This window comes from Pseudomonas sp. Q1-7 (assembly GCF_028010285.1).
In the GTDB taxonomy this organism is placed as follows: domain Bacteria; phylum Pseudomonadota; class Gammaproteobacteria; order Pseudomonadales; family Pseudomonadaceae; genus Metapseudomonas.
This window is the reverse complement of the sequence record NZ_CP116304.1, coordinates 3916348-3940734: the sequence shown is the minus strand read 5'-3', so window position 1 is coordinate 3940734 and position 24387 is coordinate 3916348. Positions and strand designations below refer to the sequence as shown.

Below are 24387 nucleotides of genomic sequence, written 5' to 3'. Positions count from 1 at the left end.
GGCGCAAATCGAAGTGGCGGCAGTATACCCGAGCCAGAAGGGCTCCGGCTCGCTATAATCTGCGGTTTTTCCGCGAGTTACGGGTTGTGAGGTGGTCGATGCGTGAACAACTGTTAGCGGCCGAGAAGGTCAAGGCCATCGACTGGCGCGACGGCGCGCTGCATCTGCTCGACCAGCGCCTGCTGCCGGCCGAGGAAGTCTGGTTGTCCTACGAAACCGCCGAGGGTGTGGCCCAGGCCATTCGCCAGATGGTGGTGCGCGGTGCGCCGGCCATCGGCATCAGCGCTGCCTATGGTGTGGTGCTGGGTGCCCGGACGCGGATCGCCGCCGGTGGCGACTGGCGCGCGGCGCTGGAGGATGACTTCAGGGTGCTGGCCGAATCGCGGCCCACGGCGGTCAATCTGTTCTGGGCGCTGAACCGCATGCGCGAGCGCCTGGAGCGCCTGCGCGACGGCGAAACTCCGCTGCAGGCGCTGGAAGCGGAGGCGATTTCCATCCACCTGAGCGACCGCGAAGCCAACCTGACCATGGCTCAGTTGGGCATGGAACTGATCCGCAAGCACCAGGGCAGCCCCCAGGCGCTGCTGACCCACTGCAACACTGGCGCCCTGGCCACCGGCGGCTTCGGTACCGCCCTCGGGGTGATCCGCGCGGCCCACCTCGACGGCCTGGTGGAACGGGTCTACGCCGACGAAACCCGCCCCTGGCTGCAGGGCGCACGCCTGACTGCGTGGGAGCTGGCCAATGAAGGCGTGCCGGTGAGCCTCAATGCCGACGCCGCGGCCGCCCACCTGATGAAGACCGCCGGGATCACCTGGGTGATCGTCGGCGCCGACCGCATCACCGCCAACGGCGATGTGGCCAACAAGATCGGCACTTACCAATTGGCGGTCAACGCCATGCACCACGGTGTGCGCTTCATGGTGGTAGCGCCCAGTTCCACCATCGATATGTCCCTGGAAAGCGGCGACGACATCCCGATCGAGGAGCGCGACGGTTCCGAGCTGCTGGACCTGGGTGGCCGCCGGGTCGCGGCGGAGGTCCATGCGGTGAATCCGGTGTTTGACGTGACCCCGGCCGACCTGATCGACGCCATCGTGACCGAGAAGGGTGTGGTCGAGCGTCCCGATGCCGCCAAGATGGCCCAGTTGATGTGTCGCAAGCGCCTGCATTGAGCCGCTGATGCGGCATCTTGGCCCCGCCGGCTGGCCGCCCGGCGGGGTAGGTGCAAGGCGGTGACTGTGGTAAGCTCCGGCAGTTATTGCCGCCCCTCCATCGAGGCGGCCTAATTGCACAGATCCTTGGCTTAACTCGTTGATTTGTCGTGAGTCGCTGCAGCTTCTGGCCGCAGTGACGAGCTTCGTACCGCTCAGGACGAGCGGGGCGGAGTTACATCAGAAAAAGGAACCAGGCTTCTCATGGGCGAACTGGCCAAAGAAATCCTCCCGGTCAATATCGAAGACGAGCTGAAACAGTCCTACCTCGACTACGCGATGAGCGTGATCGTCGGGCGTGCCTTGCCGGACGCGCGCGACGGCCTGAAGCCGGTGCACCGTCGCGTCCTCTATGCGATGAGCGAGCTGGGCAACGACTGGAACAAACCCTACAAGAAGTCCGCCCGTGTGGTCGGCGACGTGATCGGTAAATACCACCCGCACGGCGACACCGCGGTGTACGACACCATCGTCCGCATGGCCCAGCCCTTCTCGCTGCGCTACATGCTGGTGGACGGCCAGGGCAACTTCGGTTCGGTGGACGGCGACAACGCCGCGGCCATGCGATACACCGAAGTGCGCATGTCCAAGCTGGCCCATGAACTGCTGGCCGACCTCGACAAGGAAACCGTGGACTGGGTGCCCAACTACGACGGCACCGAACAGATTCCCGCGGTCATGCCGACCAAGGTTCCCAACCTGCTGGTCAATGGTTCCAGCGGTATCGCCGTGGGCATGGCCACCAACATCCCGCCGCACAACCTGGGCGAAGTCATCGACGGCTGCCTGGCGCTGATGGACAACCCGGAACTCACGGTCGATGAGCTGATGCAGTACATCCCCGGTCCGGACTTCCCCACCGCGGGCATCATCAACGGCCGCGCCGGCATCATCGAGGCGTACCGTACCGGCCGTGGCCGCATCTATATACGCGCCCGCGCCGAAATCGAAGACATGGAGAAGGGCGGTGGTCGCCAGCAGATCATCGTCACCGAGCTGCCTTACCAGCTGAACAAGGCGCGTCTGATCGAGAAGATCGCCGAGCTGGTCAAGGAGAAGAAGCTCGAAGGCATCACCGAACTGCGCGACGAGTCCGACAAGGACGGCATGCGCATCGTGATCGAGCTGCGCCGTGGCGAAGTGGGTGAGGTGGTGCTGAACAACCTCTATTCCCAGACCCAGATGCAGAGCGTCTTCGGTATCAACGTCGTGGCCCTGGTGGACGGCCAGCCGCGCACGCTGAACCTGAAGGACATGCTCGAAGTGTTCATCCGTCACCGCCGCGAAGTGGTGACCCGCCGTACCGTCTACGAGCTGCGCAAGGCCCGCGAACGTGGCCACATCCTCGAAGGCCAGGCCGTCGCGCTGTCGAACATCGACCCGGTGATCGAACTGATCAAGACCTCGCCGACCCCGGCCGAGGCCAAGGAACGCCTGATCGCCACCCCTTGGGAATCCAGCGCCGTGGAAGCCATGGTCGAGCGCGCCGGCGCCGACTCCTGCCGCCCGGAAGACCTGGACCCGCAGTACGGCCTGCGTGACGGCAAGTACTACCTGTCCCCCGAGCAGGCCCAGGCCATCCTGGAATTGCGCCTGCACCGCCTGACCGGCCTGGAGCACGAGAAGCTGCTGGCCGAGTACCAGGAAATCCTCACCCTGATCGGTGAGCTGATCCGCATCCTCACCAGCCCCGAGCGCCTGATGGAAGTCATCCGCGAAGAGCTGGAAAAGGTCAAGGCCGAGTTCGGCGATGCCCGCCGCACCGAGATCGTTGCGTCCCAGGTGGACCTGACCATCGCCGACCTGATCACCGAAGAGGAGCGCGTCGTCACCATTTCCCACGGCGGCTACGCCAAGTCCCAGCCGCTGGCTGCCTACCAGGCCCAACGCCGTGGCGGCAAGGGCAAGTCGGCCACCGGGGTGAAGGACGAGGACTACATCGAACACCTGCTGGTCGCCAACAGCCACGCCACCCTCCTGCTGTTCTCCAGCAAGGGCAAGGTCTACTGGCTGCGCACCTTCGAGATTCCGGAAGCCTCGCGTACCGCACGCGGCCGTCCGCTGGTCAACCTGCTGCCGCTGGACGAGGGTGAGCGCATCACCGCCATGCTGCAGATCGACCTGGAAGCCCTGCAGCGCGAAGCCGGCGACGAGGACGATCTCGACGAGGCCGAGGGCGTCGTGCTCGAAGGCGAGGTGGTGGAGCCGGAAGTCGAAGAGGTCGAGGGCGATACCCCCGAGCTGGTGGCCGAACCCACCGGTGCCTACATCTTCATGGCCACCGCCTTCGGTACCGTGAAGAAGACGCCGCTGATCCAGTTCAGCAAGCCGCGCTCCAGCGGCCTGATCGCCCTGCGTCTGGACGAGGGTGACACCCTGATCGCTGCCGCCATCACCGACGGCGCCAAGGAAGTCATGCTGTTCTCCAGCGCCGGCAAGGTGATCCGCTTCGCCGAGAGCATGGTGCGCACCATGGGCCGTACCGCACGTGGCGTGCGTGGCATGCGTCTGGGCAAGGATCAGCAACTGATCTCCATGCTGATTCCCGAGTCCGGTGCGCAGATCCTTACCGCATCGGAACGTGGCTTCGGCAAGCGCACCGGTCTGGGCAAGTTCCCGCGTCGCGGTCGTGGTGGCCAGGGTGTGATCGCCATGGTCATCAACGAGCGTAACGGCAAGCTGGTCGGCGCCATCCAGGTGCAGGACGGCGAGGAAATCATGCTGATCTCCGACCAGGGCACCCTGGTACGTACCCGCGTCGACGAAGTCTCCAGTTCCGGCCGCAACACCCAGGGCGTGACCCTGATCAAGCTGGCCAAGGACGAGACCCTGGTCGGCCTGGAACGCGTGCAGGAGCCGTCCGGCGGTGACGAGGACGACGAGCTGGAAGGTGAAGAGCAAACCGTCGGCGCCGTGGCCGATGCCGAAGCCGGCGACGTTCAGCAGGACGACGCCCAGCCGGCTGGCGACGAGCAGTAAGTGTAGAAACGGGCAGGTCTTCGCCGGCCTGTCCATTCGGTAGACGACAATCCGCGGGGGCACTGGTGCCCCCGCGCTACCCAGTGAGAATGGATGTGAGCAAGCGAGCCTTTAACTTCTGCGCCGGCCCGGCCGCGCTTCCGGAAGCTGTTCTGCAACGCGCCCAGGCGGAACTCCTCGACTGGCAGGGCAAAGGCCTGTCCGTCATGGAAATGAGCCACCGCAGCGACGAGTACGTCGCCATTGCCGAAAAGGCCGAGCAGGACCTGCGCGACCTCCTGTCCATCCCCTCCAACTACAAGGTGCTGTTCCTCCAGGGCGGCGCCAGCCAGCAGTTCGCCGAGATTCCGCTGAACCTGCTGCCGGAAAACGGCGTCGCCGACTACATCGACACCGGCATCTGGTCGAAGAAGAGCATCGACGAAGCCAGCCGTTTCGGCCGCGTCAACGTCGCCGCCAGCGCCAAGGGCTACGACTACTTCGCCATCCCCGGCCAGAACGAGTGGCAGCTGTCCAAGGACGCCGCCTACCTGCACTACGCCTCCAACGAAACCATCGGCGGTCTGCAGTTCGACTGGATTCCGGAAGTGGGCGACGTGCCGCTGGTGGTCGACATGTCCTCGGACATCCTTTCCCGCCCGCTGGACGTCTCCCGCTTCGGCCTGATCTACGCCGGCGCGCAAAAGAACATCGGCCCGAGCGGCCTGGTGGTGGTCATCGTCCGCGAGGACCTGCTGGGCCGCGCCCGCGCCCACTGCCCGACCATGCTCAACTACAAGGTCGCCGCCGATAACGGCTCCATGTACAACACCCCCGCCACCTTCTCCTGGTACCTCTCCGGCCTCGTCTTCGAGTGGCTGAAGGAGCAGGGCGGCGTCGAGGCCATGGAGCAGCGCAACAAGGCCAAGAAGGACCTGCTCTACGGCACCATCGACAAGAGCGAGTTCTACACCAACCCGATTGCCCACAACGCCCGCTCCTGGATGAACGTGCCGTTCCGCCTGGCCGACGAGCGCCTGGACAAGGACTTCCTCGCTGGCGCCGACGCCCGTGGCCTGCTGAACCTCAAGGGCCACCGCTCGGTGGGCGGCATGCGTGCCTCCATCTACAACGCCGTCGGCCTTGACGCGGTGGAAGCCCTGGTGGCCTACATGGCGGAGTTCGAGAAGGAGCACGGCTGATGTCCGAGCAGGAACTCAAGGCGCTGCGCCTGCGCATCGACAGCCTCGACGAGAAGATTCTCGAGCTCATCAGCGAGCGTGCCCGCTGCGCCCAGGACGTGGCGCGGGTGAAGATGCAGTCCCTGCCCGAAGGCGAGACGCCGGTCTTCTACCGCCCCGAACGCGAAGCCTGGGTGCTCAAGCACATCATGGACCGCAACAAGGGGCCGCTGGACAACGAAGAGATGGCGCGGCTGTTCCGCGAGATCATGTCGTCCTGCCTGGCCCTGGAGCAGCCGCTCAAGGTCGCCTACCTCGGCCCGGAGGGCACCTTCACCCAGGCCGCGGCGCTCAAGCATTTCGGCCACGCGGTGATCAGCTCGCCGATGGCGGCCATCGACGAAGTGTTCCGTGAAGTGGCCGCCGGCGCGGTCAACTTCGGCGTGGTGCCGGTGGAAAACTCCACCGAGGGCGCGGTGAACCACACCCTCGACAGCTTCCTCGAACACGACATGGTGATCTGCGGCGAAGTGGAGCTGCGCATCCACCACCACCTGCTGGTGGGCGAGAACACCAAGACCGACAACATCACCCGCATCTATTCCCACGCCCAGTCCCTGGCCCAGTGCCGCAAGTGGCTGGACGCCCACTACCCGAATGTCGAGCGCGTGGCCGTGCCCAGCAACGCCGACGCGGCCAAGCGGGTGAAGAGCGAGTGGAACTCGGCGGCCATCGCCGGCGACATGGCGGCCAACCTCTACGGCCTGACCAAGCTCTGCGAGAAGATCGAGGACCGCCCGGACAACTCCACGCGCTTCCTCATCATCGGCAGCCAGGAGGTGCCGCCCACCGGCGACGACAAGACCTCCATCATCGTCTCCATGCGCAACAAACCGGGCGCGCTGCACGAACTCCTGGTGCCGTTCCACAACAACGGCATCGACCTGACCCGCATCGAGACCCGCCCGTCCCGCAGCGGCAAGTGGACCTACGTGTTCTTCATCGACTTCGTCGGCCACCACCGCGACCCGCTGATCAAGGACGTGCTGGAGAAGATCAACCAGGAAGCCGTTGCCCTGAAGGTGCTGGGTTCCTACCCCAAAGCGGTGCTTTGAATTCGCGACGGGCCGTTGCGCTCCAGCCAGGGTTGGGGCGCGCCACGGCGGCCCTGAGCCCGTAGTTGAGGCTGAATCCATGAGCTGTGACTTCCTCGCCCTTGCCCAGCCGGGCGTGCAGAAACTTTCGCCCTACGTGCCCGGCAAGCCGGTGGATGAACTGGCCCGCGAGCTGGACCTCGACCCCGCCGGCATCGTCAAGCTGGCCAGCAACGAGAACCCGCTCGGTCCAAGCCCCAAGGCCCTCGAGGCCATTCGCGCCGAGCTGGCCGAACTGACCCGCTACCCGGACGGCAACGGCTTCGAACTCAAGCGTCGCCTGGCCGAGCGCTGCGGCGTGACGCCGGCCCAGGTCACCCTGGGCAACGGTTCCAACGACATCCTCGACCTGGTGGCCCGCGCCTACCTGGCCCCTGGTCTGAACGCCGTATTCAGTGAGCACGCCTTCGCCGTCTACCCCATTGCCACCCAGGCCGTGGGCGCCACCGGCAAGGTCGTACCCGCGAAGGACTACGGCCACGACCTGCCGGCCATGCTGGCGGCCATCGACGCCAACACCCGTGTGGTGTTCGTCGCCAACCCGAACAACCCCACCGGCACCTGGTTCGGTCCGGCGGCGCTGGAAGACTTCCTCGCCAAGGTTCCGGAGAGCGTCCTGGTGGTGCTGGACGAGGCCTACATCGAGTACGCCGAGGGCGATGACCTGCCTGACGGCCTGAACTACCTGGCCCGCTACCCGAACCTGCTGGTGTCCCGCACCTTCTCCAAGGCCTACGGCCTGGCGTCGCTGCGTGTGGGCTACGGCCTGTCCAGCGCCCAGGTGGCGGATGTGCTGAACCGCGTGCGCCAGCCGTTCAACGTCAACAGCCTGGCCCTGGCTGCCGCCTGCGCCGCGCTGGACGACGCCGAGTACCTGGCCGAGAGCCGCCGCGTCAATGACGCCGGCATGGCCCAGCTGGAAGCGGGCTTCCGCGCCCTGGGGCTGTCCTGGATTCCCTCCAAGGGCAACTTCATCGCCGTGGACTTCGGCCGCGATGCCGCGCCGATCAACCAGGGCATGCTGCGCGAAGGCGTGATCCTGCGCCCCGTGGCCGGTTACGGCATGCCCACCTTCCTGCGCGTCTCCATCGGCCTGCCGGAGGAGAACGCCCGTTGCCTGGAGGCACTGGCCAAGGTGCTGGGCCGTGGCTGATGTCATGACCCTGCAACAGGGCACCCCTATCTTCGGGCGCCTGGTGGTGATCGGCCTCGGACTGATCGGCGGCTCCTTCGCCAAGGGCCTGCGCGAGAAGGGCCTGTTCGCCGAAGTGCTGGGCGTCGACAAGGACCCGGAATCCTGCCGCATCGCCGTCGAGACCGGCGTGGTCGATCGCTGCGAGAACGACCTCGCCGCGGCCTGCCATGGCGCCGACGTGATTCAACTGGCCGTGCCCATCCTCGCCATGGAAAAGCTCCTTGCCGAACTCTCCAACCTTGACCTGGGCAATGCCGTGCTGACCGACGTCGGCAGCGCCAAGGGCAACGTGGTGCGCGCCGCGCGCCGGGCCTTCGACGGCATGCCGCCGCGCTTCGTCCCCGGCCACCCCATCGCCGGCTCGGAGAAGAGCGGGGTGGAGGCGGCCAACGCCAGCCTGTTCCGTCGGCACAAGGTCATCCTCACCCCGGTGGAGAACACCGATCAGGCCGCGCTGCAGTCCGTCGACCGGCTCTGGCGTGCCCTGGGGGCAGACGTCGAACATATGGAAGTCGAGCACCATGACGAAGTGCTCGCCGCGACCAGCCACCTGCCGCACCTGCTGGCATTCGGCCTGGTCGACTCGCTGGCCAAGCGCAGCGAGAACCTGGAAATCTTCCGCTACGCCGCCGGCGGCTTCCGCGACTTCACGCGGATCGCCGGCAGCGACCCGGTGATGTGGCACGACATCTTCCTCGCCAACCGCGAGGCGGTGCTGCGCATCCTGGACGCATTTCGCGCCGACCTCGACGCCCTGCGCGGCGCGGTCGACGCAGGGGATGGGCATGAATTGCTGGGCGTGTTCACCCGCGCCCGCTTCGCCCGCGAGCATTTCAGCAAAATCCTGGCCCGCAGGGCCTATGTGGACGCCATGCATAACAACGACCTGATCTACCTCGCCCAGCCCGGTGGCCAACTCGCCGGTCGCATCCGCGTACCGGGCGACAAGTCCATTTCCCACCGTTCCATCATGCTCGGCTCCCTGGCCGTCGGCACCACCGAGGTCGAAGGCTTCCTCGAAGGCGAAGACGCCCTGGCCACCTTGCAGGCCTTCCGCGACATGGGTGTCGTCATCGAAGGCCCGCACCACGGCCGCGTGACCATCCACGGCGTCGGCCTGCACGGCCTCAAGCCGCCGCCCGGCCCGCTGTACCTCGGTAATTCCGGCACCTCCATGCGCCTGCTCAGCGGCCTGCTGGCGGCCCAGCCGTTCGACACCACCCTGACCGGCGACGCCTCCCTCACCAAGCGCCCGATGAACCGCGTGGCCAAGCCGCTGCGCGAGATGGGCGCGGTGATCGAGACCGGCGCCGAAGGCCGTCCGCCGCTGACCATCCGCGGCGGCCAGCGCCTGACCGGCATGAGCTACGAAATGCCCATGGCCAGCGCCCAGGTGAAATCCTGCCTGCTGCTCGCCGGCCTCTACGCCGCCGGTGAAACCGCCGTCACCGAGCCGGCGCCGACCCGCGACCACACCGAACGCATGCTGCAAGGCTTCGGCTACCCGGTGAACGTGGACGGCAACACCGCCACCGTCGAGAGCGGCCACCAGCTCAGCGCCTGCAAGATCGAAGTACCGGCCGACATTTCCTCGGCGGCCTTCTTCCTGGTAGCCGCAAGCATCGCCGAAGGCTCCGAACTGGTGCTGGAACACGTGGGCATCAACCCCACCCGCACCGGCGTGATCGACATCCTCAAGCTCATGGGCGGCGACATCACCCTGGAGAACCCGCGTGAAGTGGGCGGCGAGCCGGTGGCCGACATCCGCGTGCGCGCGGCCAAGCTGAAAGGCATCGACATTCCCGAAGACCTGGTTCCGCTGGCCATCGACGAATTCCCCGTGCTCTTCGTCGCCGCCGCCTGCGCCGAAGGTCGCACCGTGCTGCGTGGCGCGGAAGAACTGCGGGTGAAGGAGTCCGACCGCATCCAGGTCATGGCCGACGGCCTGCAGACCCTGGGCGTGAAGGCCGAACCGACCCCGGACGGCATCGTCATCGAAGGCGGCCCGATGGGCGGCGGCGAAGTCTGGAGCCACGGCGACCACCGTATCGCCATGTCCTTCAGCGTCGCCTCGCTGCGCGCCAGCGCGCCGATCCGCATCCATGACTGCGCCAACGTCGCCACGTCTTTCCCGAACTTCCTCGGCCTCGCGGCCCAGACCGGCATCCGCGTTGCGGAAGAGGGCCAGGCATGAACGCCAACCTGCCTGTGATCGCCATCGACGGCCCCAGCGGTTCCGGCAAGGGCACCGTCGCCGGCCGCCTGGCCAAGCGCCTTGGCTGGCACCTGCTGGATTCCGGCGCGCTGTACCGCCTGCTGGCCTTCGCCGCGCGCAACCACGGCGTCGACCTGACCAACGAGGAAGCGCTCAAGGTCCTGGCGGCGCACCTGGACGTGCAGTTCAACGCCAAGGCCGGCGGTGGCCAGAGCATCGTGCTGGAAGGCGAAGACGTTACCGACGTGATCCGCTCCGAGCAGGTCGGCGCCGGCGCCTCCCAGGTCGCCGCGCTGCCCGCCGTGCGCGAGGCCCTGCTGCAACGCCAGCGGGCCTTCCTTGAAGCCCCCGGCCTGGTGGCCGACGGCCGCGACATGGGCACCGTCGTCTTCCCCCAGGCGCAGCTGAAGATTTTCCTTACCGCCAGCGCCGCAGAGCGTGCCCGCCGCCGCTACCTGCAGCTCAAGGACAAGGGAATGGAGGCCGATCAGGACGCCCTGCTGAAGGAAATCCAGGAGCGTGACGAGCGTGACAGCCAGCGCTCCGTGGCCCCGCTGAAACCGGCTCCGGACGCGATCATCCTCGACTCCACCAGCCTCAGCATCGACGAAGTGCAGGACAAGATCCTCGAAGCCTTCGCCGCCCTCGGCCTGGACGATTGAGTCCGAGCTGAAACGAGAACGCCGCAGTCCCCGGACTGCGGCGTTCTCGTTTGTGGGGGAGGGCGGAGCGCGCAGGCTCGCACGCGACCATCGGGCGAGACACCCCGGGCAAAGCGATTTATCGTTGCCCATGCCGCTCGATGCCGCGAAGGAGGTCGACGTAATGAGCGCAGGTACCAGCCGGCGAGACTGGGTGCTTCACAGTTATTTTCCGAGCAAGGTGGAGCGAATCGAGGCCTATTTCACCGGCCACGGCTACGAGCCCCATCGGCATGACACCTATGCCATCGGCCGCACACTGTCCGGCGTGCAGAGCTTTCGTTATCGCGGAGCCATGCGGCACAGCCTCCCCGGCGGGGCGCTGGTGCTCCATCCGGATGAACTTCACGACGGCATGGCCGGCACCGACGAAGGCTTCCGTTACCGCATGCTCTATGTGGACCCGGTGCTGATCCAGCAGGCGCTGGGCGGCAAAGCGCTGCCCTTCATCGCGGGTGGCCTGTCCAATGACGTACGCATCCTCCGGGCAACCGATACCTTCCTGCAGGCCATGGAACACCCGGTCGAATCATTGGAAGAGGACGACGCCCTCCATGATCTTGCGCACGCGCTGGAGGCCGCCGCCAACAGCCGCCGGGGGCGTCGCGCCCCGGACTACCAGGCCGCCGAGCGCGCCCGCACGTACATCCTCGATATGAACGGTGCGAGCATCACGATGGATGCGCTGGAGCAGGTCAGCGGGCGCGACCGCTGCGGCCTGTCCCGAGACTTTCGCGCGCTGTTCGGCACCAGCCCCTATCGGTATGTGACGATGCGGCGCCTGGATATCTGCCGTGACCTTCTGCTGGCCGGCTCGAGCCTGGCCGACGCGGCTGTCTGCGCGGGGTTCTACGATCAGAGCCACATGACACGCCACTTCGTTCACGCCTTCGGACTGTCGCCGGCGCGCTGGCTGTCGCTGCTGAAGTCCCGCTAGGCTGCAGGATCGTACAAGAAGCGCTTCTTGCGACTGGATAGGCTCGTGAAAAGCCACAACGAGGAGCCAACCATGTCCAGCCATCACCATCCCCAGCAACCGATCAATCTCCTTCAAAAGCTGTCGCTGGTCACCGAGCAGTGGTCACCCAAAGTCATCGCAGAAATGAACGACTACCAGTTCAAGGTCGTACGCATTCAAGGCGACTTCATCTGGCACTCCCACGCGGATACGGACGAAGCCTTCTTTGTGCTGGAGGGGCAGTTGCGCATCGACTTCCGCGATCGGCAGGTGACGCTCGGCAGTGGCGAACTGTTCGTCGTGCCGAAAGGCGTCGAACACAAACCCTATGCCGAGCAGGAAGTGATGCTGATGCTCATAGAGCCCCGTGGCGTCGTGAATACCGGCGACGAGGGTGGGGACCGCACAGCCGCGAGTGATGTCTGGATATAGGTTGGAACGGTGAGCGGACGCTTCGAGCCTGGGAAGCCAAGGCCTCGGGGCGTGGTCTTGCGTCACCGGTTCTGCCGGTGACGACGCTCTACCGGAAGCGGGTGGCGAGGGCAGGGCAAACCTGCGCGACGTCGCACGCACCGAAATGGATGGGCTGAGCAGGTGCAACGCGACGATCACTTGCCATAGCCGGGGTCCATATAGAACGGCACCTTGGCGTCTTCCTGCTCCTGCTCCCAGAAGGCGCAGGTTCGGAAGTCCTTGTGATCCACTCTGTCGTTGGCATCGAAGCTGACCATGTACGGCTGGCGCTCGCCCTGGTGGGTGAACAGATATTCAAAGCACGTGCCGGGGCGCGCCGTGCGTGCCATGGTCATGGCGGGTTCACCACCGATTGCAAGGACCTGCCGCTTGCTCATCCCCATTTCGACCTTTGCCACCAGTGGTTGGTCGCGATAGATCAAGGGGTTGCCGATGCAGCCGCCAACCGCCGCGAGCGCTACGATCACTGTCAATTGCCGCGTGTTCATGGCAAGTCTCCCGGTGCGAATACGCCAAGGAGGACGCCGGTTCCGTGGGCATTACTGGAAGTAAAGTCGCTTTTTCATCGGCGACCGGCCCCTGGCCGGAGCCGGCCATCGGCCCGACACCCCACTAGACCAATCGCTTCTGGAAAAAGAAGCGCTTATGTCCCGGCGGGAAATCGTCGAGGTGACCGAATTCGGTGTAACCCTGTTTCTGGTAGAACGCCGGCGCTTGAAAATCAAAAGTATCGAGCCAGATTCCGACGCAGCCTTTTTCACGGGCAACGTCTTCGGCCATCTCCATCAAGCGTGTGCCAATGCCTTGTCCTTTCGATTGTTCAGGTATGGCCAACAACTCGATGAACAACCAGCGATAAAAAATTTCGCCATAAAGACCACCGATGACTTCCTGGGTGTGTTCATCGTGAACCAGGAGGGCAATGGTTTCCGCGTTTGGATCGCCCGCTCGGGAAAGGTTATGAGCCCGCAAGGGCCTGAGTATCGCCGCGCGCTCGTCTTCTCCAGGGTTTACCGCCAGTTCGATACGGGTATTCATTCGCTAATCCTTTAGATGGCCGCACTGAGATGAACAGTGTGATTGGGTCGGTAATGAACGGCACCAAAGGCCACCATCGGCGCTTTCAGGCCTGCACGACGTTCAGAGGTATTTGGTGATCTGCTTGAACTCTTCCAATGGCGCTTTCTCACCACTGGTCAGTGCGCCGACCGTGTCTTCAAGGCAATGGTCGATGTGATCCTGAATGAGCGTGCGCTTGGCCTGGCAGATTGCTTTCTCCACGGCGTGGAGTTGCTGGGCGATGTCGACACAGGCCCGCCCACCTTCGATCATCGTGACGATACTGCGCAGGTGACCTTCGGCGCGCTTCAACCGCTTGACGATGGCGACATGCGATTGGTGGATGTGCTCGTGCGTAAGTTCGGTCTTGCTCAAGTTCGAATCCCTCGTCCGCAAGTGATCGAGCAAGTATCCCCCGGGACGGAATACTGCCTGCAATGCCCCGCGCGCATTGTCGTCATAGCAGCTCGATGCCGAACCGCCGCACGAACAGGGCGAACAGCCCAAAGCACACCATCGTGATGACGATGCTGCAGATCAGCGTCGGCCAGAACCCCAGACGGGGAAGCAACAGCGGAAACGCCAGGAACATCGGTAGCGTCGGCACCACATACCAAAAGGTGTACCAGGCGTGGTTCGAGATCTTCTCCGGGCTCTGCTGCTCGACATAGAGCCATATCAGCGTCAGAACGGTCACCAATGGCAGCGCCGCCACGAGCCCGCCCAGCTTGTCACTGCGTTTGGCGAGCTCGGACACCAGAACCACGATTCCGGCGGTGAGGACATATTTGGTGATGATCCAGGACATCAGTACCTCTCCATCGCGCATGGGCGGAGCCGACCCTATTCGATCTGAATCCTATCCTCCCCTACAGGATAGGTTCAATCGTCATGAGCACGTGCGTGAAATGAGCGAAAGGGCCGATGCCGTTCACTTAAGCGCGCGCATGACTCACTCCCCTCTCCCATTGATGGGAGAGGGGCTGGGGGAGAGGGTCGAAATCCCTGCGAAACAGTCGTTTCCCTCTCTCCCCAAAGGGGCGAGGGGACTGATCGAGTCCAGTGACGTCTGATGTGAACCGCATTACCCCGATAACCGGAGCTTTTCCATCTGCAAAATCAGGACTAATGTAGCGCTACAAACACTTTTGGTTGAGATCGCTACATGAGTACTTGGCTCAGCCTGATCATCGGACTGCCCACGGCGAACTCCACCGCCCGCATGCGGGCCTGGCGCGCGGTCAAGGCCAGCGGCGCGGCGGTGTTGCGCGATGGCGTGTATCTCCTGCCGGACACCGCCGAGTGCCGGGAGGCGCTCGGCGCCATCGAGCGCGACATCCTGTCGATCAACGGCACCGCCTACCTGTTGCCCATCCAGGACCCGCAGGGCGAGCGTTTCATTCCGCTGTTCGACCGTAGCGAGGACTACGCCAGCCTGAGCGCCGATATCGAGGCGTGCCGCAGCCAATTGACCGCCGACAACGCCCTGGCCTCTACCCGGCAGATTCGCAAGCTGCGCAAGGCCTTCGCGCAACTGGCGAGCATCGATTTCTTCCCCGGTCCGGCCCGGCAGCAGGTGGATGCGGCGTTGCAGACGCTGGAAACCGCCGTCAGCCGCGCCTTGTCGGCCGACGAGCCCGGCAGCCGCGACCAGCCGATCCCGGTGCTCAACCCTCAGGACTACCGGGGCCGTCTCTGGGCGACCCGCAAGCGCCCCTGGGTCGATCGCCTGGCCAGTGCCTGGCTGATCCGCCGCTTCATCGATCACGACGCGCGCATCCTCTGGCTGGACGCCCCCCAGGACTGCCCGCCGGATGCCCTCGGCTTCGATTTCGATGGCGCCACTTTCAGCCACGTCGGCAACCGCGTCACGTTCGAGACCCTGCAAGCCAGCTTCGAGCTGGATTCGCCGTCCCTGGGAAAAGTCGCCGCCCTGGTGCACTACCTGGACGTAGGCGGTGTCCAGCCGGCGGAAGCGGCGGGCATCGAGCGGCTGCTGGCGGGCCTGCGGGAAAGCATCAGCGATGACGATCAGCTTCTGACCGCCGCCAGCGCCGTGTTCGAGGGCCTGCTGGCTGCCTTTGCCAATGAAGAGAAGAACCATGAGTGAATCCACCGTGCGCAGCACCCAGGCGCCGCAAGCCGGCATCGATCGCGTGAGCCTGTTCGAGGCCTTCCTGTTCTGGCTGAAGCTTGGCTTCATCAGCTTCGGCGGGCCGGCCGGACAGATTTCGATCATGCACCAGGAGCTGGTGGAACGCCGGCGCTGGCTCAGCGAACGGCGCTTCCTCCACGCGCTGAACTACTGCATGTTGCTGCCGGGGCCGGAGGCCCAGCAGCTCGCCACCTACATCGGTTGGCTGATGCACCGCACCTGGGGCGGCGTCATCGCCGGCGCGCTGTTCGTACTGCCGTCGCTGTTCATCCTGATCGCGCTGTCCTGGGTCTACATCGCCTTTGGCGAGGTGCCGGTGGTGGCCGGATTGTTCTACGGCATCAAGCCCGCGGTGACCGCCATCGTCGTCCAGGCCGCCCACCGCATCGGCTCGCGCGCCTTGAAGAACAACTGGTTGTGGGGCATCGCCGCCGCCTCGTTCATGGCCATTTTCGCGCTCAACGTTCCCTTCCCCCTGATCGTGCTCGGCGCCGCCCTGATCGGTTATTTCGGCGGCCGTCTCGCCCCGGAGAAGTTCGCCCTCGGCGGCGGCCACGGCGCGGCGGCCGCCCACTACGGGCCGGCACTGATCGACGACGACACGCCGCCGCCCGCGCACGTGCGCTTCCGCTGGTCGCGCCTGCTGGCGCTGCTGGTCGTCGGCGCCATGCTCTGGCTGCTGCCCATGGGCGTGCTGACGGCTGCCTTTGGCTGGCAGGGCACGCTCACCCAGATGGGCTGGTTCTTCACCAAGGCGGCGCTGCTGACCTTCGGCGGCGCCTATGCGGTGTTGCCCTATGTCTATCAGGGCGCGGTGGGCCACTACGGCTGGCTGACGCCGACGCAAATGATCGATGGCCTGGCGCTGGGGGAAACCACGCCCGGGCCGCTGATCATGGTGGTCGCCTTCGTCGGCTTCGTCGGTGGCTATGTGCACCCCATGTTCGGCGCCGACCCGGCCTTCCTCGCCGGTGCCCTGGCCGCCACCCTGGTTACCTGGTTCACCTTCCTGCCGTCGTTCCTGTTCATTCTCGCCGGTGGCCCGCTGGTGGAATCCACCCATGGCGAGCTGAAATTCACCGCACCGCTGACCGGCATCACCGCTGCGGTGGTGGGGGTGATCCTCAACCTGGCGCTGTTCTTCGGCTACCACGTGCTCTGGCCGCAAGGCTTCTCCGGCCGTTTCGACTGGCCGTCGGCGCTGATCGCCCTGGCTGCGGCGCTCGCCCTGTTCCGCTTCAAGCGGGGCGTCATCCAGGTGCTGCTGGCCTGCGCGCTGGTCGGGCTGGTGGTGCATCTACTGCGTACCTGAGAGGTGTGCAATGAACCGAATCACGAGCTGTGAATTGCTGGAGTGGCAAACGGCAGGACGCACCTTCACGCTGCTGGACGTGCGCCGCGAAGCGGCGCGTGCCGCCGACGCGGCGGCCATTCCCGGCGCGCGCTGGTTCGATCCGGAATCGGTGTTCACCTGGAAGGACCAGGTGCCACGGGACAGGCCGGTGGTGCTCTATTGCGCCCACGGCCACGAAATCAGCCAGGGCATCGCCGCGACCCTCGAAGCCATGGGGCTCGACGCGCGCTACCTGGTCGACGGATTCTCCGGCTGGCGCGACGCCGGCCGCCCCACCCAAAGCCTGTAGCCGCAGGCGGGAGGTGCTCCATGAAATGGGTTACCCGCGAACGCCCGAAGATCGACCGCATCGCTTGCCCCTGGCTGATCCAGCGCTTCATCGACCCCCAGCCGGAGTTTCTCTATGTGCCGGCGGCCGATGTGCGGCGCGTGGCCGCCGAGCAGCACGCCGCGCCCTACGATATACCCGATGTCGAACTCAGCCACGACGGCGAACTCTGCAGCTTCGATGCGTTCCTGAAGAAATACGCGCTGGAAGATCCCGCCTTGCGGCAACTGGCGACCATCGTACGCGGCGCCGACACCTCGCGGCTCGACCTCACCCCGCAATCGGCGGGCCTCTATGCCATCTCCCTGGGGCTCTCGCACAACTTCGCCGATGACCTGCAGATGCTGGCTCACGGCCTGGTGATCTACGACGCGCTCTACGCCTGGTGCAAGCACTGCCAAGGCGAAACCCACAACTGGCCGCCCCGGATGTGAGGCGGCCGCCCGGCCGGTGGAGGGGTTGACAGCCCTGGGATACTCGAAGGCAGCACCGCGGCCGACGCGGTGCATCCCCCCACCACACAAAGGACGGTGCAGCCATGCGCAACGAAGAACTCAAGGCCCTGTTCGACCAGCAGGCCGCCAACTACGACAAGCAATGGGCGGGGATGGCGCCCATTCGCGACGCCCTCTACCTCCTGCTCGACGCCTGCTTCGCCGGCCTGCCGGATAACGCCCGGATTCTTTGCGTCGGCGTCGGCACCGGAGCGGAACTGGCCCACCTGGCCGAGCGCTTCCCCGGCTGGCGTTTCACCGCTGTCGACCCCTCCGGGGCCATGCTCGACCTCTGTCGCCAGCGGGCGGAGCAGGGCTGCTACCTCGCGCGCTGCCGCTTTCATGAGGGCTACCTCGACACGTTGCCTGACGGGCCCGGCCACGACGGCGCTACCTGCTTTCTGGTGTCCCAGTTCCTGCTCGAACCGCCCGCCCGCAGTGCCTTCTTCCACGAGATCGCCCGCCGCCTTGAGCCGGGCGGAATACTGGCCAACGCCGACCTCGCCTCCGACATCGAATCGCCCGCCTACGAGGCGCTGCTACGCCACTGGCTGACCCTGATGTCCTCCGCCGGCGTGCCGCCGGACATGCTGGAGCGAGCCCGCGCCGCCTACGCCAGGGACGTGGCGATCCTGCCGGCGCAGCAGGTCGCCGGCCTGATCGAAACGGCCGGATTCAAGGCCCCGGTGCAGTTCTTTCAGGCCGGGCTGATGCACGGCTGGTTTTGCGAGCGGCAGGCAGACATCGGCGAGAGCTAGAGGCTGCCCTTGGATGGCGGTTGCGGGCATGTCCTTTCTCGTCACCGCCGTAGGTCCAGCTAATCGGCATCCTCATGCTGGTTGGTCGCGTGATGCCCAATCTAATCGGAACTACATTGCCGCGATTTGCCGATTGCGCCGCACTAACCGGCATTTCGCCGGCTACGGCTTGAGGTGACCGGTTTCGACCAGGAAACCTTCGCGGCCATGTGCGGCCTGTCGACCAAGGCCCTGTACCAGATCGATAAGGACAAGGGGCATCCGCCCATTGGCACCCTCGACGCCATCCTGAGGAAATTCGGGCTACGCGCGGGGCTGACCGTGGCGACTAAAACCGCTCAGACGCCGACGCTTGGGCAGAACCCGCCGGCCTCCAAAACGCCTGCTCGCGGCAGCAATCCGCAGCGGCAGTACGCAGGCCAACTGAGCAGGACCGTTACCCTCCGTGCTGCTGCAAAGCCCAAGACCAAGAAAGGCGACCCATCCCCGAACGAATGAGCGTTCGGGGATGCCTCCGTCAGAGCGGTAGGATGGGTGGAGCGAAATGAAGCGATACCCATCAACCCGCCCCATCCATTCCCGATCAGATCACCTCACGCCCAATCGGCAACTTCGCCATCTTCACCAACCGGCAGAAATCCTCATGGCTGCTGCGGGACAGATGGATCACCGCATCCAGCAAGGCACCTTCCCGGTAGTCGTTGAGGTAAGGCCCCGGCACGCCATCGCGCAGGGCCGCGTTATCCAGCAACACTTCGGCGATTACCAGGGTGCTGTGCAGCCGCGCCTCCAAGCGCTGCACCAGTTCCTGCAGCCGCCGCTCATCAAGGGCACTCATGGCGACACCTCCCGACCCTCGGTCATGAGCACCGGCAAATCCCGCCAGGCCACCCAGACCTCGCCCTGCCACGTCACCACCCCGATCCGCCGGCCCTGAACATTCACGACGTCACGGCACGGCGCCGCATCCGGCACCCGGTGATAGTCGTGCAGCGTCGGCACCAGCACCTCGCTGAGCCAGCGGCCGATATCGCCGTGCTCTGGCTCGCCGAACCGGAACAGCGCCTTGTAGGCGCCGAAATCGCTGATGGCCGAGACCTCTTCATGGAAATCGCGGGTGTCCTCCAGGCGGAGCGTCCGTTGCTCGTGCGGCGCCAGGGCCGCCAGCAAGGCGCGGGCGTCGGGGTGGCCCAGCAGCCGGGCGAAATCATGGGCGACGAACCAGGGCTGGTTGTCGATCATCAGCGCGCGCAGGCGATGGGAATGGTGGAAGAAAACGAGAGGGGGATATGCGTCGTGCATGGCGAATAGTCCTTTGCTGAATTCATCAGCTGCCACCATCCGCTGTCATTCGAAGGGTGGCAGATCGCGCAGGGTTGACAGACCGGGCAAAGGAGCCGGCAGACCACGAGGGTCTCCCCACGCGATCCGCCATAGAGCAGTGCAGTTCAGAGAACTGCATGCGTGCAGATGCCTGCAAAAAACGTCCGCCGTTTTTCGCATGCACCGTGCGGCGCAATCGCGCCTTTGCGTCAGGCTGTCAAACCCGGCCACGGGATTGACCGTGGCCGGGGCAGGATAGGGATGGAGGAGCGGGACGGCAAGGGGAGGGCGGCTAATGACCCCACTGCGGCCGGTGGGGACTGGCAGAAACCGGCCAAAAGCGGACTTTCAGACTGGGGAAGTAGATCTCGTTTTCTTCGTTCGTTTGGGCTGGAGACTATCTTTATTCTCGGGCTGATGATGCTATCTAGTCAGGCCAATCAAGGGTAAGGTAATGGCGCATTGGCACCATGCTCGGATATGCTCAGAAGCCTTGGGCGTCCGAGAGAAAGGACTCACGCCATGCATTCCTTGAGCAAAGTACACATCAAGAACTTTCGCTCATGTAAGGATGTGATGCTGCCATTAGACTATTTCGCCCCGCTGGTCGTCAGAATAATGCGCAAAAATCTATGACTCTTGATGCGATCAGGTAGGTGCGTGCACCTAAAGCATTGGCGAAACAGAGCGTGAGTCCTGATTGCTACTTAAAGAAAAATCATAGCGAATAATTGATACATGAAAAAACTAGCAGTGTTCCTTGCTTTTTCTCTTGCCGGCTGCAGCAACATGCAGAATGACAGAGTCGATTATGTTGCTAGAGGAACAAGTAACGAAATAAGATGCCCCACACCACCCGCGGACATAGTAGAAACATTTAAAAAGGGAGATGTCGATTTCAGCCTAAAGCTAAATGAGATCCAAAAAATAGCACTAAATTCAAACATTGGAATTGAAAGAAAGTACGAAAAAATAAGGGATATCGATCCACAGCTTCAAACCATTGAGACGGTTCATTATAGGCTTTGCGTGGAGTACACAAACGGAACTTTCACTAAAGATGAATATAAAGAAATTATACGAGGACTCCCCTTGTATAATCACGACTCAAAAAGTCAACCTGCAAGCAGCAGTGCTCTCCCTAATATCGAATTACCCAAGAGAAGTCCGATTGCCCCTGCAGGCACATGGGTTGAGGAGTCCTTGGGCCTTGCAGTAAAAGTAGGCGGAATAGGGGGTGCCTGTTTGTCACCTTGCAAACCTATAATAAAAGCAAACATGGAAATAAAAACATCTTCCTATATTATGCCGAACTATGAGGCGATTGAGGGGGCTGCAATCGCCTTCACCCATAACAATAAAACGTACAAACTTACGATTGAGGAGATAAAGACAAAACCTGCCTACATAGTTGTCTCCGTAGACGAGATCAAGACCTAGCTCAATCGTTATGCACAAGGAGGCCACTAGTGCTCGACTTGACGCGCGAAGAACTTATAAAAATCGTTCCTGTTGTGTCGGCTGTAATGGTTGCCGCAATTGGTTGGGTGATTACCTATTTCCACAAATTGCACTTCGACAAAAAGGCTAACAAGCTAGACCGTGTCAACAAACAGCTTAAAGAGCTTTACGGCCCACTTTACGCCCGACTTATGGCCAGTCACAGAACATGGGAAGCATTTTGGAAGAAGCATCAGCCAGCACATGGCGGCAGCAGCTACTTTGGGAATGACGCAAAAGTTACTGACAGAGAGAAAGAGATCTGGCGCAACTGGATGACCAATGTCTTTGAGCCACTCAACTCAGAAACCGAGAAGCTAATTCTAAAAAATATTGACCTCCTCGAATCTGACGAAATCCCCAAGGCATTCATTGACGCCTTGGCCCATATAGCTGCTTACAAAGCAGTACTCGCAGACTGGAAACAATCTGACTTTTCAAATCATGTCTCAGTAAATAACTGGCCAAGCAGGGAGCTGCTAGCAATTGTGAAGCCAGAATACGAAAGGCTACGCGCCCTCCAAAGAAAACTGGTGGGGGCATAACACCGCGCTCAACTGTCGTTAGCTTAATCGTTAGATTCCGCTTTCGGCCGATCTTTGCCGGTCGTGACCGACAAAAGTCGAGCTTAATGGCTAGACCTGCGTGCTCGCACCGTAGCCGCCAAGAAAGGCTTCAACTTCCTCTGGCGAGGCTTCGGATAGGCCAAGTAGCTTCATTTCGTGAAACCATGCGGCGACAGCCGCCTTTTGCGTTTCCATGGGATCGCCTTTTACCGGAAGCAAGTGCTTTTGCCAAAGTTGGATCTCTTCGGCCGCAACAATCTTCGGTCTTCCGAAAATCTGTGCCATCTTGACCAAATAATGTGCAGAGTCATTGAGATCTATTTCGGCTGGCGAAGACCACTTGGCATCTTTGAAGCAGTCTGTGTAGATGGACAGCTGCTTCAGCTGATCCAAGATGCCAGGGTGATCTGAATCTGGATCAGCGACTGGACAAAGCTCGTCTAGCGTTCTGGCGCCACTCTGAACTAGTTCGCCAAAGATCCAGAGCGTGTTCTTCTTCGTGTGGCTTCGATAGGCTTTCCATAGTTCGGCCCACTCTTTCTCCCCGACGGCCGTGGCCATCTGACGGAGGATGGGGACTTTCCCTGACTCTTCGATGCTCAATACTGCGAGAGCCACTGCCGACGGCACGCTTCCGGCTTTCAAGAGCTTTTCGGCGTCTTCTGCAAGTCGCTTTGCGTTGTTGAGGGCACGTGTCATGCCCTCAGCGATTTGCACCAGTGTTAACTGGTTGCGGTATTGGGGGAGTCGAGCCATGGGTTTCCGCGGGCCTAGCCATAAGTAGGCGTGATATGGACAAAGGGGCGTAGCTACAAGACCTGTTCCGAGGTTACGAAGTGGTCGGCAGTGTGTCTATGGCCGCTAATGGATTCAGCGATTCCATTCGGAGATGTTCACCTCTAGCCGCTTTACGCCGTCCGCTCCAATGGCGCGTGCTCGTTCGTAGATACCATCTCGCCGATTACCCATGCCGCCAAACGATGGGTATCGCAGGCTCCACCCATCCTACGAGGCGGTGAACAGGTTGGTAGCCCGGATGAAATCCGGGAGCGGTGGTGGGATTTTCCCCGGATTGCATCCGAGCGACTCCGTAGGCTGGCGCGGGCCACACGGGGTCGAGCGTAGCGATGCTCGACACGCTGCGCATCACTGGGCTTCGCAGGCTCAGCACCAGCCTGCGAAATGCCGTTGGCCCTGCCTTTTCATGCACCTTGCCGCTCGCACGGGGATGCTGTTTTCAAATGACGTCCCACGAGGGGCAGCCCCGGCCCCGCGGTGGCTCGCCCGTCCGCTATTTGGCGAATAGCTGGCCGATATCCTTGAACGCTTTGAACTCCAGGGCGTTACCGCAGGGGTCGAAGAGGAACATGGTGGCTTGCTCGCCGACCTGGCCCTGGAAGCGGATGTAGGGTTCGATCACGAACTGGGTGCCAAGGGCTTTCAGGCGCTCGGCCAGGGCTTCCCACTGGGACCAGTCCAGCACCACGCCGAAATGCGGCACCGGCACGTCGTGGCCGTCCACCGGGTTGGTGTGGGCGTGGTTCTGCGAGTCGGTCTTGGGGTGTTCGTGGATCACCAACTGGTGGCCGAAGAAGTTGAAGTCCACCCAGTGGGCACTGGAGCGGCCTTCCTCCAGGCCGAATACTTCACCGTAGAAGGCGCGGGCGGCGGGAAGGTCGTAGACGGGAATCGCCAGGTGGAAGGGGGAAAGGCTCATCTGTGGCTCCTGGAAGGCTGGGCAATCGGTGGCGTCCATGTTCGGTGTGAACCTGGCGCGGCGAAAGCGAATAAATCTGTCGCTCAGCCCAAAGGATTCTTGTGCTCGGCCGGCGTGTCAGTCGTGCCGGGCGAAGCGTTTACCAAGTTCCTCCATGTAGGCGCGGGCGGTTTGCTGGATCACCGAGCGGAACAGTTCGATCTGCGGCAGTGTTTTGTTGGCATGGCGGCACACCAGCACGATTTCGCGCATGAAGGCCGGTTCGCCCAGCGCCTGTACCCGTACCCGCGAAGCGCTGTGCAACCAGACGCCGGCGAAGGGCACGATGGCCACGCCCAGGCCGGTTTCCACCATGCGCACGATGGCGTCCAGGTCATCCAGTTCCATCACCTGCTTCACCGACAGGCCCTGGCCCTTGAGGAACTTGCCCACCAGCCGCCCACCGAAGGATTTGCTGTCGTAGCGAATGAAGGGGTGGCGTTCGAGCATTTCGGCGACGCCGTCGAAGTGGGTTTCCGGCGGGTGGATCAGCACGAAAGGCTCTTCCAGCAGGCTCTCGAGGTGGATGTCCTTGGCCAGCGGGAAGGGTGGCCTGATGATCAGCGCCAGGTCCAGGTCGCCGGCTTCCACCTGGCCCACCAGGTCCCGCGACACGCCGGGCACCAGCCGCACTTCCAGCAGCGGCGCGGCCTCCTTGAGGTGCTTGAGGGTTGGCGGCAGTACGCCGGTCTGCACGGTGCCGATGGCGCCGATGTTCAGGCTGCCGCGAAAGCCGTCCAGGGTTTCCGGCAGGCACATGCGCGCGTACAGCTCCAGCATCTCGTCTGCCAGCGGCAGCACCCGCTGGCCGTTGGCGTTGAGGTTGGCGGACTTGCCGGTGCGGTCGAACAGCGGCATGCCGAGGGCGTCTTCGAGGCTTTTCATCTGCGCGCTGACCGCCGCCTGGGTCAGGCTGACCTGGCGTGCCGCCGCGGAAAAGCTGCCGAGCCTGGCCACGGCGACGAAAGTCTTGAGTTCTCTGATCAAAGCTCCACCTCTGGCCGCCGATTTCGCGTATAAACGCTTCGCAATTCCATTCAATAC

26 protein-coding genes are annotated in these 24387 nt (G+C 63.3%); 17 read left to right on the top strand and 9 right to left on the bottom strand.

Annotated elements, in window-relative coordinates; all coding sequences use genetic code 11:
• The first annotated feature begins 98 nt into the window (after window positions 1–98).
• From mtnA to PJW05_RS18255, 9 genes are all read left to right on the top strand, one after another.
• Entirely contained in the window at window positions 99–1175 is a 1077-nt protein-coding gene (gene mtnA, locus PJW05_RS18295; protein ID WP_271408389.1) for an S-methyl-5-thioribose-1-phosphate isomerase, read from the top strand.
• Between the two features lie 243 nt (window positions 1176–1418).
• Window positions 1419–4193, top strand: a complete 2775-nt coding sequence (gene gyrA, locus PJW05_RS18290) for a DNA gyrase subunit A (RefSeq protein WP_271408388.1) — start codon at window positions 1419–1421, stop codon at window positions 4191–4193.
• 95 nt (window positions 4194–4288) lie between these two features.
• The gene (serC, locus tag PJW05_RS18285) at window positions 4289–5374 is read left to right on the top strand and encodes a 3-phosphoserine/phosphohydroxythreonine transaminase (protein ID WP_271408387.1); all 1086 of its coding nucleotides are present in this window, start codon (window positions 4289–4291) and stop codon (window positions 5372–5374) included.
• Entirely contained in the window at window positions 5374–6468 is a 1095-nt protein-coding gene (gene pheA / locus PJW05_RS18280; RefSeq protein ID WP_442969171.1) for a prephenate dehydratase, read from the top strand. The genes serC and pheA overlap by 1 nt, the downstream gene beginning before the upstream one ends.
• A gap of 79 nt (window positions 6469–6547) precedes the next feature.
• Entirely contained in the window at window positions 6548–7660 is a 1113-nt protein-coding gene (gene hisC, locus PJW05_RS18275; protein WP_271408386.1) for a histidinol-phosphate transaminase, read from the top strand.
• A gap of 4 nt (window positions 7661–7664) precedes the next feature.
• Window positions 7665–9896, top strand: coding sequence for a bifunctional prephenate dehydrogenase/3-phosphoshikimate 1-carboxyvinyltransferase (locus PJW05_RS18270; protein WP_442969258.1), 2232 nt, complete (start codon window positions 7665–7667; stop codon window positions 9894–9896).
• A complete protein-coding gene (cmk, locus tag PJW05_RS18265; RefSeq protein WP_271408384.1) occupies window positions 9893–10579 on the top strand; it encodes a (d)CMP kinase in 687 nt (228 codons plus the stop codon). The genes PJW05_RS18270 and cmk overlap by 4 nt, the downstream gene beginning before the upstream one ends.
• Window positions 10580–10742: 163 nt before the next feature.
• The gene (locus tag PJW05_RS18260) at window positions 10743–11555 is read left to right on the top strand and encodes an AraC family transcriptional regulator (protein WP_271408383.1); all 813 of its coding nucleotides are present in this window, start codon (window positions 10743–10745) and stop codon (window positions 11553–11555) included.
• Window positions 11556–11627: 72 nt separating this feature from the next.
• Entirely contained in the window at window positions 11628–12008 is a 381-nt protein-coding gene (locus tag PJW05_RS18255) for a cupin domain-containing protein (protein WP_271408382.1), read from the top strand.
• A 176-nt stretch (window positions 12009–12184) separates the two neighbouring features.
• Here the strand turns inward: PJW05_RS18255 and osmE are convergent, their stop codons facing one another.
• The 4 genes from osmE to PJW05_RS18235 all read right to left on the bottom strand — a co-directional run bounded on the left by osmE (window position 12185) and on the right by PJW05_RS18235 (window position 13917).
• Window positions 12185–12538, bottom strand: a complete 354-nt coding sequence (osmE, locus tag PJW05_RS18250; protein WP_271408381.1) for an osmotically-inducible lipoprotein OsmE — start codon at window positions 12536–12538, stop codon at window positions 12185–12187.
• Window positions 12539–12662: 124 nt separating this feature from the next.
• Window positions 12663–13088: a GNAT family N-acetyltransferase gene (locus PJW05_RS18245; RefSeq protein WP_271408380.1), complete on the bottom strand. Its 426-nt coding sequence runs from the start codon at window positions 13086–13088 to the stop codon at window positions 12663–12665.
• Between the two features lie 102 nt (window positions 13089–13190).
• Complete coding sequence (locus PJW05_RS18240) at window positions 13191–13484, bottom strand: metal-sensing transcriptional repressor (RefSeq protein ID WP_271408379.1); 294 nt, start codon at window positions 13482–13484, stop codon at window positions 13191–13193.
• Window positions 13485–13566: 82 nt separating this feature from the next.
• The gene (locus tag PJW05_RS18235) at window positions 13567–13917 is read right to left on the bottom strand and encodes a DUF3147 family protein (protein WP_271408378.1); all 351 of its coding nucleotides are present in this window, start codon (window positions 13915–13917) and stop codon (window positions 13567–13569) included.
• A 357-nt stretch (window positions 13918–14274) separates the two neighbouring features.
• Here PJW05_RS18235 and PJW05_RS18230 point away from each other — a divergent pair, with 357 nt between their 5' ends.
• The 6 genes from PJW05_RS18230 (at window position 14275) to PJW05_RS18205 (ending at window position 18696) form a co-directional block, all read left to right on the top strand.
• The gene (locus PJW05_RS18230; RefSeq protein ID WP_271408377.1) at window positions 14275–15219 is read left to right on the top strand and encodes a chromate resistance protein ChrB domain-containing protein; all 945 of its coding nucleotides are present in this window, start codon (window positions 14275–14277) and stop codon (window positions 15217–15219) included.
• Window positions 15212–16576 carry a chromate efflux transporter gene (chrA, locus tag PJW05_RS18225; protein WP_271408376.1) on the top strand — a complete coding sequence of 455 codons (1365 nt, stop codon included), beginning with the start codon at window positions 15212–15214 and terminating at the stop codon, window positions 16574–16576. Before PJW05_RS18230 ends, chrA begins: the two co-directional genes overlap by 8 nt.
• Before the next feature lie 10 nt (window positions 16577–16586).
• Complete coding sequence (locus tag PJW05_RS18220; RefSeq protein WP_271408375.1) at window positions 16587–16907, top strand: rhodanese-like domain-containing protein; 321 nt, start codon at window positions 16587–16589, stop codon at window positions 16905–16907.
• A gap of 20 nt (window positions 16908–16927) precedes the next feature.
• Window positions 16928–17380 carry a chromate resistance protein ChrB domain-containing protein gene (locus PJW05_RS18215; RefSeq protein WP_271408374.1) on the top strand — a complete coding sequence of 151 codons (453 nt, stop codon included), beginning with the start codon at window positions 16928–16930 and terminating at the stop codon, window positions 17378–17380.
• Window positions 17381–17484: 104 nt separating this feature from the next.
• On the top strand, window positions 17485–18198 hold the full coding sequence (locus tag PJW05_RS18210) for a class I SAM-dependent methyltransferase (RefSeq protein ID WP_271408373.1): 714 nt from the start codon (window positions 17485–17487) through the stop codon (window positions 18196–18198).
• Window positions 18199–18372: 174 nt separating this feature from the next.
• On the top strand, window positions 18373–18696 hold the full coding sequence (locus PJW05_RS18205) for a helix-turn-helix domain-containing protein (protein ID WP_271408372.1): 324 nt from the start codon (window positions 18373–18375) through the stop codon (window positions 18694–18696).
• A gap of 85 nt (window positions 18697–18781) precedes the next feature.
• On the opposite strand, the gene PJW05_RS18200 is transcribed toward PJW05_RS18205, so the two are convergent.
• Window positions 18782–19036, bottom strand: a complete 255-nt coding sequence (locus tag PJW05_RS18200) for a hypothetical protein (protein ID WP_271408371.1) — start codon at window positions 19034–19036, stop codon at window positions 18782–18784.
• Window positions 19033–19500 carry a BRO-N domain-containing protein gene (locus PJW05_RS18195; protein ID WP_271408370.1) on the bottom strand — a complete coding sequence of 156 codons (468 nt, stop codon included), beginning with the start codon at window positions 19498–19500 and terminating at the stop codon, window positions 19033–19035. Before PJW05_RS18195 ends, PJW05_RS18200 begins: the two co-directional genes overlap by 4 nt.
• A gap of 759 nt (window positions 19501–20259) precedes the next feature.
• Between PJW05_RS18195 and PJW05_RS18190 the strand changes: the two genes are divergently transcribed.
• Together PJW05_RS18190 and PJW05_RS18185 are read left to right on the top strand one after the other, a co-directional pair.
• Window positions 20260–20961, top strand: coding sequence for a hypothetical protein (locus PJW05_RS18190; protein ID WP_271408369.1), 702 nt, complete (start codon window positions 20260–20262; stop codon window positions 20959–20961).
• Between the two features lie 29 nt (window positions 20962–20990).
• Window positions 20991–21566, top strand: coding sequence for a hypothetical protein (locus PJW05_RS18185; RefSeq protein WP_271408368.1), 576 nt, complete (start codon window positions 20991–20993; stop codon window positions 21564–21566).
• A gap of 90 nt (window positions 21567–21656) precedes the next feature.
• On the opposite strand, the gene PJW05_RS18180 is transcribed toward PJW05_RS18185, so the two are convergent.
• The 3 genes from PJW05_RS18180 to PJW05_RS18170 all read right to left on the bottom strand — a co-directional run bounded on the left by PJW05_RS18180 (window position 21657) and on the right by PJW05_RS18170 (window position 24330).
• Window positions 21657–22343, bottom strand: a complete 687-nt coding sequence (locus tag PJW05_RS18180) for an AbiV family abortive infection protein (RefSeq protein ID WP_271408367.1) — start codon at window positions 22341–22343, stop codon at window positions 21657–21659.
• Window positions 22344–22878: 535 nt separating this feature from the next.
• Window positions 22879–23304, bottom strand: a complete 426-nt coding sequence (locus PJW05_RS18175) for a VOC family protein (protein ID WP_271408366.1) — start codon at window positions 23302–23304, stop codon at window positions 22879–22881.
• A 117-nt stretch (window positions 23305–23421) separates the two neighbouring features.
• On the bottom strand, window positions 23422–24330 hold the full coding sequence (locus PJW05_RS18170) for a LysR family transcriptional regulator (RefSeq protein ID WP_271408365.1): 909 nt from the start codon (window positions 24328–24330) through the stop codon (window positions 23422–23424).
• Window positions 24331–24387: the final 57 nt, after the last annotated feature.